8 protein-coding genes are annotated in these 7798 nt (G+C 38.6%); 6 read left to right on the top strand and 2 right to left on the bottom strand.

What is annotated here, in order from left to right; genetic code table 11:
• Positions 1-64: 64 nt before the first annotated feature.
• Positions 65-970 carry a site-specific DNA-methyltransferase gene (locus tag H7T99_RS07930; protein ID WP_201035976.1) on the bottom strand — a complete coding sequence of 302 codons (906 nt, stop codon included), beginning with the start codon at positions 968-970 and terminating at the stop codon, positions 65-67.
• Positions 971-1873: 903 nt separating this feature from the next.
• Here H7T99_RS07930 and H7T99_RS07925 point away from each other — a divergent pair.
• Positions 1874-2113 carry a hypothetical protein gene (locus tag H7T99_RS07925; RefSeq protein ID WP_004183153.1) on the top strand — a complete coding sequence of 80 codons (240 nt, stop codon included), beginning with the start codon at positions 1874-1876 and terminating at the stop codon, positions 2111-2113.
• Between the two features lie 28 nt (positions 2114-2141).
• Here H7T99_RS07925 and H7T99_RS07920 read toward each other — a convergent pair whose 3' ends face one another.
• Positions 2142-3200, bottom strand: coding sequence for a hypothetical protein (locus H7T99_RS07920; protein WP_201035975.1), 1059 nt, complete (start codon positions 3198-3200; stop codon positions 2142-2144).
• Between the two features lie 114 nt (positions 3201-3314).
• On the opposite strand from H7T99_RS07920, the gene H7T99_RS07915 reads away from it, so the two are divergent.
• From H7T99_RS07915 to H7T99_RS07895, 5 genes are all read left to right on the top strand, one after another.
• Complete coding sequence (locus H7T99_RS07915; protein WP_201035974.1) at positions 3315-3581, top strand: hypothetical protein; 267 nt, start codon at positions 3315-3317, stop codon at positions 3579-3581.
• A gap of 9 nt (positions 3582-3590) precedes the next feature.
• Positions 3591-3824, top strand: a complete 234-nt coding sequence (locus H7T99_RS07910; RefSeq protein ID WP_201035973.1) for a hypothetical protein — start codon at positions 3591-3593, stop codon at positions 3822-3824.
• Between the two features lie 169 nt (positions 3825-3993).
• Positions 3994-4608, top strand: a complete 615-nt coding sequence (locus H7T99_RS07905) for an MT-A70 family methyltransferase (RefSeq protein WP_201035972.1) — start codon at positions 3994-3996, stop codon at positions 4606-4608.
• A 168-nt stretch (positions 4609-4776) separates the two neighbouring features.
• Positions 4777-6903, top strand: coding sequence for a type IV secretory system conjugative DNA transfer family protein (locus H7T99_RS07900; protein ID WP_201035971.1), 2127 nt, complete (start codon positions 4777-4779; stop codon positions 6901-6903).
• Positions 6890-7657 carry a replication-relaxation family protein gene (locus H7T99_RS07895; protein ID WP_201035970.1) on the top strand — a complete coding sequence of 256 codons (768 nt, stop codon included), beginning with the start codon at positions 6890-6892 and terminating at the stop codon, positions 7655-7657. The genes H7T99_RS07900 and H7T99_RS07895 overlap by 14 nt, the downstream gene beginning before the upstream one ends.
• Positions 7658-7798 lie beyond the last annotated feature (141 nt).

Below are 7798 nucleotides of genomic sequence, written 5' to 3'. Positions count from 1 at the left end.
GTTTGTGTGGTTACTTACAGTTTACACCAATGAAAGGCTATGAGTTTTTTTGTTGCACTATATTTTACAATTTATCATAAACAAGAATAGTGTCTTTATTTTTTAAAATTGTTTTTTCTTTATGTTGAGTTTTATTGCCTGAAATAGAATTTGAACGTACTGTAATATTTGCAACAAAATTATCTTCTGTAAAAATTTCATCTAATAAAACACGTAAATAACCATCTTCATTATAATCACAATGAACAAATAATACGCCGTCATCAGCCAATAATGTTTTCGCAATTTCCAGCCGATTTTTCATAAAAGTAAGCCAAGTAGAATGATTAAATTTGTCGTTATATTTAAAACTATCATTTCCCGTATTGTAAGGTGGGTCAATATAAATCAACTTAACTTTTCCAGCAAAGCGTTTTTTCAAACTATGCAGAGCGATAAGATTATTCCCTTTAATGATAAGATTATCAGTATCTTTTATCTCTTCCACGTTATGCTCGCCAGTTTCGTCATAGCGTTTAAAGTTAGTCAAGACCTTATCATCCAGTAAACGATTAATTTCCGTTGGAGCAAGCGTTTCGTTAAAGAAAATCTCTTGGCGTTTAGCATCGTCCTTAGTCTGTCCACCCTCCAGCACGCAGTCTTTGTATGGAAAATTCAGAACAACTTCTTGATTTTCAGAAATGTACTTGTCACCTGTTGCTAAGCCGATTTTCGTCTTGTAAGCTGTAAAACTGTCCGGGAGAAACTCCTTGTTGTTTAAAAACTGTAAAAAGACATCTTTCTTAAAGATGAGGGAACCAGTTTCGAGTGTTGAAAAGAAATGGTTTGAGATTTTCTCATCACTCATCAAAAGATTGAGAAGTTCAGGATTATATTGTCTTGCCAGCTCTGCTAATTTATTCTTATTGAGCACACCTTCCACCATAAAGGTGTCATTTTGTGCCAGAAGCCGTTCCAGTTCTTTCTTCATATTTTGGTATACCTTTCAGCTGAAAATATTGAAGGGCTGATAGGATTCCTTTATTATGAATATAATAAAGGAAGGGTACCCTTCGGGTTTATTTAATTTACTCGTTCTATTATAGCATATCTAGAGACCGTTTTCATAATATTCCTGCCACTTCGTAAATGCTAGTTTCTTCAGAAAAACACTGGACTTTTCTTGCAAAAAGAGTTATTTTCTGAGAGCATCAACCTAACTCGAAAGGAGATTTTTATGGAAAAGTTAAAATAAGTACCGTTCGCTGGATTAAACAGTACCGAATGACTTCCAGATGTTTACCATCAAGCATATCTTGAACTGGAAGTTAGAGATAGAATTAAACAGTCTCGTTTTGATAACTTTAAGGTAGATTGGAGGACTAGTCGAGGATAAAGAAACTTTCGAAGCATTTTACGATTTGGACGATGATAAAGTCCTGCAATACACCTGCCAGCTCGAAGCACCAGATGAAGTTAATACCCTACTGGACAAGATTGAACAAACTGAGTTCTCTTCAGATTACACTCGAGAGTTAATGTCTCAGACGGCTGAAATTTGGGCGATAGATAGCCTTGAAAAGTAGGACAACATATACGAAAACGGCTGAGAAATTCAGCCGTTTTACTTGCTTTTAATGTTCGCATCGCTATTCGCTTCGCGTGAGATTTGGTTGGCAGAGTGTCGCCGTTTCTTAGGTGTTTCGTCAGGCGACTTATTATCTATTCTGAGGTATTTTCAGGAATTTAAGTAAGGCGAACATCACCAAGCTTTCAGTATTTACTAAGTTTTAATTTAAAACAATCAATTATTTTAGAAAATAACGTTAAACAAGAATTAACAAAACTTGGCAATAGAATCCGCCAACAAACCTTTTGGGGATTGATACCAGAAATGTCAGAGTGGGAGTTCGATGAACTTGGGGCATACCTGCCTGCTATCAGCCTACCAGTATTCCTTAACAATTTAACCGTTAAAAATAGCGTTATGGGGTTTAAGATAACGAGGTTCGAGCAATTTACCAAACATACTGAAATAGACGAAATTAACGCTACAATTAGAAAATTTAGCACAAAACCGCAAGCGATTATTGATAGCGAAACCGAACAAGAATTTTGCCAAAAGTTGCTTTAGATTTTGTAAAGTAATGAAACGATTAGAACTACCTCAACCGATATTCTTCCAACTCCTCCATACTTTCTGCATCCTCCATTACCTCAACTGGAGCAAGATAAAAATCAATTGGTAAATGAACGTGTTGCCGAACAAATAATTGACACAATTTTCTAAAGAAATTATTGTCTATTTCCACCTCTAAAATTTCCAAAAGTTTTAAACCAACGGTTGTAAATGAATAACTATTAAAGTGTATATCAAAAGGTTTAGATTTAGTTGTAAACGCAAAAACCAGACTATCATTCTGAAATCCAGCAGGATCACTTTTTACAGAAATAGTGTTGACTACTCTCGCCCCGATATTGATAAGTCCAAACTCTTCCATCAAAAGAAATTCCGAATTGCCAATTCCAAAATCTTTGTATAGTTCAACTTCCTCGTTAGTTACTGGAGCGTAGAGATAATATTCCCCATCTTCGTCAATAACAACCAGCTTTGCTAAAGATTTAAAAATCGTAATTTCCTTGATAGTCATCTGCCCAGTAGTTGCCCAAAATTTAGGCGGAAGAATTTCATTGAGTGTTGCCTCCTCCAACTCATCTCCCCAAGCTGACAGAGTTGGAGGATTTTGTATTACAGGAATTGTTGTTGTTTTGTAGCCTATAGTTTTATCATGTCGAGAGGCTAAAGCATAGTAAAAGCACTCCGCTAAGAATAGGTACGGTCTATTGTCTTTATTTTTAGTATAAGACTGAAGCAAACCTTGGTAAATATCTTGATTCAAGTTTGTAGAGTCTTTCAACAGTCGGTATGTCGCCTCAACCATCTTCAAGCTTTCAAAATTACTATTTCGGAAGTTTTGGTTGCGTAGCCCTGTTTCAACTTTTGACAAATAAGTATCAATTGTTTCCTCAGAGATAATATCAGTTATATCCTTGTAAATGTTTCGACCTTGGTTGACACCAGAAAAAACTTTCGAAGCAATATCGCTAGGATAATGATAATCCGTAAGTACCATCAAAATGGTTTTTGTCATTGCAGTTGGATTCTTCCAGCTGTGATTTTCTTTTTCTAATAGATGAAGTAACTTTTTAATCGTAAACATATCACCTCTCCTTTTTAGCAATAAAATCGCAAGACTTTGGCAAAAAATAACTCTTTACACCTGTTATACTATAACCAAGTTAGCTAACTGAATTATATCAAAAGGAGACTCACTATGTCACATCTACCACAAAACTCTCAAAACCCAGAAGTCTTGTCAATTTCATCCCTTAATCCACAGAAAATGGCAATTGCTCGCCAGCTCAACCAAGACATGGCAGTCATTCAAGCCAACGAACTATTGGCTCAAGATGTCTTAAATAAGATTGCTAACCTTTCGGAGTTAGAAAGTCATATCTTGGCACAAAATCCACAAGCGAAAGGTCGGACAGACTTCATTATCAAGACATTCACTTATGCTTCAGCACAACGTTTCAAATAGGAGGTGATTATGAATTGGTATCTTATTGCTCTCTTGGTGCTCGCTGTTCTCTTCTTTCTCGGATTAGCCTTATTGGAATACGGTGAAGATGAGACAACTTCGAACAATCCAACCGAAAATTACTCGCAAGACGAAATTGCTCTGGCAGAATTTCTAGAAACCCGAGAAGCTATTAACGAAGATTTCCTGATAGCACAGAAAAAGCTACTGGAAACTCTCAACAATGAATGGAGGCGATTTTAAGATAGGACGTTGTATTTCTTACAACAACGAACAAGTCGAGCGAATTTAGCTCACCCGACCACTGTTCATCGCTTTCGCATCGCTCCAAAAGTTCAAAATACTTATGATTTGAAATACCCTAAAGCTAAAGTATAGTTGGAGCGTCTAACAAGACAGAAAGGATTTTCAAATGAAAACACAACAAGAGCAAACCAAACAACACGCATCAAAGAAATTCAAAACTATCCTCGCAGACCCACCTTGGGAGATTGCACAAAAAGGCAAGCTTGGTGCGAGTAGGCACTACAATTTGATGAGCTTGGAAGCTATCAAAAATATGCCAGTCGCAGACCTCGCTGAAGACAATGCTTACCTCTGGCTCTGGACATACCCTGCCGCCCTCGAACAATCTTTCGAAGTAGTGCGCGCTTGGGGCTTCGAACCAAAATCCATCTTTACTTGGGTGAAACCTCGACTTGGATTAGGAAATTACCTTCGAAACTGTACCGAACAAATGATTTTTGCGACACGAGGCAAAGCTCCTATCAAGTTCAAAGGGCAAATGAATTGGGGAATGTTCCCTGTTCAAGACCATTCTCACAAGCCTGAAGAAGTTTATTCGATTATCGAACGCTGTTCAGATGGAGATTATTTAGAGCTCTTTGCACGCCGTCCTGTTCCCTCAGATAAAAACTGGAGCATTTGGGGTAATGAAATTAAAAGTGACATTATCATTCCGAACTATCCCGTCCCAGAGTATTCTGAAAATGCTCGAGATTTCACCAACGGAGGCGATGATGAATGAAGAAATTTCTAAGTCTCGCTGTTTCGTTTTTCTTCGGCTCGTGGCTAATTTACCAAGGAGCGCTATTACTTCAAAATATTTGGCTCTTTCTTGTATTGCTGATTGGGGGAATATTAACAGTTGGTTTAATTGGCAAGTACTTTCTAAACAAAAGTAAATGGAGGTAATATGAAAAGACCACACTCATTAGTTTGGCAACGTGTTGAATGGACAAGACCGTTCGCATTTGAAACGGTTTGTGATTTTATGGCACAGCTCAATGGTTTTTCACGCAGACAGCCTTTCATTTGGGAAATTCGATTAAAACAAAATAAAGCCGACTTCCTGATTGGCGCCGACCCATTAGATATCAAATTTCTCAAAAGTATGATGACCGCTCATCATTCTGTCCGTTTCGATAGCGCAAAACGTTCGAAAGTTGCCAGTGCGTACCACTTAACGCTTTCGAAAAACCATTTCGCCCTCCAAACCAAACAAACAGAAAACTTGGTGCGCACTGTCCTCTCGCATTCTGGCTTACTTCGAAAGAATGAAGTTATCATCATTCAATTGGTTGTTGGAAAATCGACATCTCCAAAACCTCTTCCTAAAGATTTACCAAACCCAAACACAACTTTCTGGCAAACTGTGACAGGTAATATTCCTAAATTGTCATCAGACGAAAAAACGCTCCTTAAAGAAAAGCTTCATCATAGCCAGTTTCAGTTGTCAATGCGTTTAGGATTTCAAGCGGAAAGCAAGCCACGAGAACTTCAGTTACTGAAGAGTTTGTTATCCTCCTTTAGACTATTGGAGCGAGCTGAGGCAAAGTTCTCTGCAAAGCCAACTTCAAGCGAAAAAATAAACCACGGCATGATTCCGTGGCACTTCCAAACGATTGTATCAAGCATTGAACTCGCCAGCCTCTTTCTACTACCAGCTGGCGATGCTCCATACACAGGCGTTTTACCTCTTTCACCTAAAGCTATTTTACCACCACTTGGACTATCTCATCAAGTCCAAAGACCATTTGGATTAAGTTTAGAAAATCCAGCAAGATTTGTGGGAATTTCAGCTCAAAGCGGACTGTCTCACACATGGATCTTGGGTGGAACTGGAAGTGGAAAATCAACCACAATGCTTAACCTCATCTTGGCAGATGCTAAAGAAAATCGCTCTGCTGTAGTGATTGACCCAAAAGCAACTCTCGTCTCAGATATTTTAGAGAGGCTCCCTAAGGGACGAGACCAAGATACGGTCATTTTAGACCCCAGCCAAACTGGGAAAGTCATTTCAATCAACCCATTTGATTTAGTCGCTTTCGGCGTTCCAGCAGAATTAGTTGCAGATATGTTACTTGGTGTCTTTCAAGAAATTTTCGAAGACTCCTGGGGTGTCTACACACAAGATATTCTCTCCCACACTTTTCACACACTGGCAAAAGTTCACGGATCGACTTTACTTGATTTAGTACCACTCTTAACTAACAAAAGTTTTAGATATCAGTTACTGAAAGGTATCCCAGACCCATTTTTATTGGATTTTTGGCAAGGTTATGACAGTTTGAGTGACTCTGCTCGACAGACCATGATTTCACCCGTTCTCAATAAATTTCGAGGGATTTTACTTCGCCCTGCCCTTCGAGGAATCTTAGGAAAATCTTCAAGCAATTTCTCTTTAAAAGACATCTTCGACCAGTCAAAACTATTATTAGTTCCCTTGAATAAAGGAATTATCGGCTCAGAAAATGCCAAATTTATTGGAGCAATCTTGTTAGGGTGCTTATATCAGTTAACGCTTCTCAGAGCCAAAGAAACCCTTCGCAAGCCAGTTTTCATCTATATTGACGAAGTAGCAGATTACCTCAAGCTCCCAGTTTCTCTGGACGACGCACTCTCTATGTCTCGAAGCCTTGGTGTTGGATATATTTTAGCGAATCAGTTTTCAAAACAGTTGCCTAAACAGCTCCGCCACGCCATTTACGCCAACTGCCACAACCAGATTATTTTTGGACTCTCAATGAATGAGGCGAAGGAATTAGCTGGACTCGTCCCTGAACTCTCCGATGAAGATTTCTACAAATTACCGCCGTTTCAGGTCTATTCCAGAGTCTCAATCATAAAGAATACTTTCAAATGGCTATCTGTTAATACTTTGCCAGCGCCACCAGCTTTTCGAAAGAAAGAGGAGATTTATGGTGAGAGTTTCGAACGATACGGCTCGACTCTTAGAGAAGAATCGCCACGCAATAAACCAGCCAAATCAATTTCAAACATTGGCAGGAAGAAAAAGGAGGTACAAAATGGAACTGATTAAACAAGATTATGAACTGTTAAGTTTACTTAATCATTGTCGTTATATCACAACCAAACAAATTGTTCGGCTGTATTTCCCAGACAACACTCTTAAAACTGCCACAAGGCGAGCTAACCTTTTTACCAAGAAACTATCTAACTTAGGGCTCATCGTCCACCTTGAACGGCGAATTGGCGGTATTCGTGCTGGGAGTGGCTCGTATATTTGGTATCTAACACACAAAGGGACTAAGGCGTTGCATGAGATTGAACCAAACGTCAAACTTCGTTTCAAAAATAAATATGAACCGACACAACATCATCTGAAACACCAACTCTTTGTTACGCAGATTTTCGTGGAGTTGAAAACCTTAGATTTAGAAAAGAAAATCACTCTCGAAACCTTTTCCTTTGAACCAAAATGTTGGCGGAGCTTTGCGACCCTACTCTCCAACTCTACACTGAAGCCCGACGCTTTCACAAAATTAACCGTTGGAGATTTCGAAGATAGCTATTTCTTCGAGGCGGATAAAGCGACCGAACACCTTGGTAGAGTGGTTGCCAAGTGTAAACAGTATATTCAATATTTCAACACTGGAATTGAACAACGAGAAAATGAGATTTTCCCTTTGGTGATTTGGGTTGTACCAGATGAGAAACGTAAGCTGGCAATATTGAATCGTATCAAGGAGGATTTAAATGCTTACTGGGAACTCTTCACTGTTGTTACTTTAGAGGAATTACCTGATTTTATTCAAGGAGGACGTGATGAATAAAGAACAGAAACTTAAAATCGGCAAAGTGACAGTTGTGATAGTGCGAAAGTTTACAGGAAAAGATAGTCTTGAAAAGAAACTCCAACGCTTGATTCTGGAGAAAGGTTAACTGGACTTCCTAGCCCAACAGAGTTATCATGT

This window comes from Streptococcus sp. 17.1, assembly GCF_016648655.1.
In the GTDB taxonomy this organism is placed as follows: Bacteria; Bacillota; Bacilli; order Lactobacillales; family Streptococcaceae; genus Streptococcus; species Streptococcus salivarius_E.
Note: the sequence above shows the minus strand (reverse complement) of the source record. Positions and strands in the feature narration are given on the sequence as shown.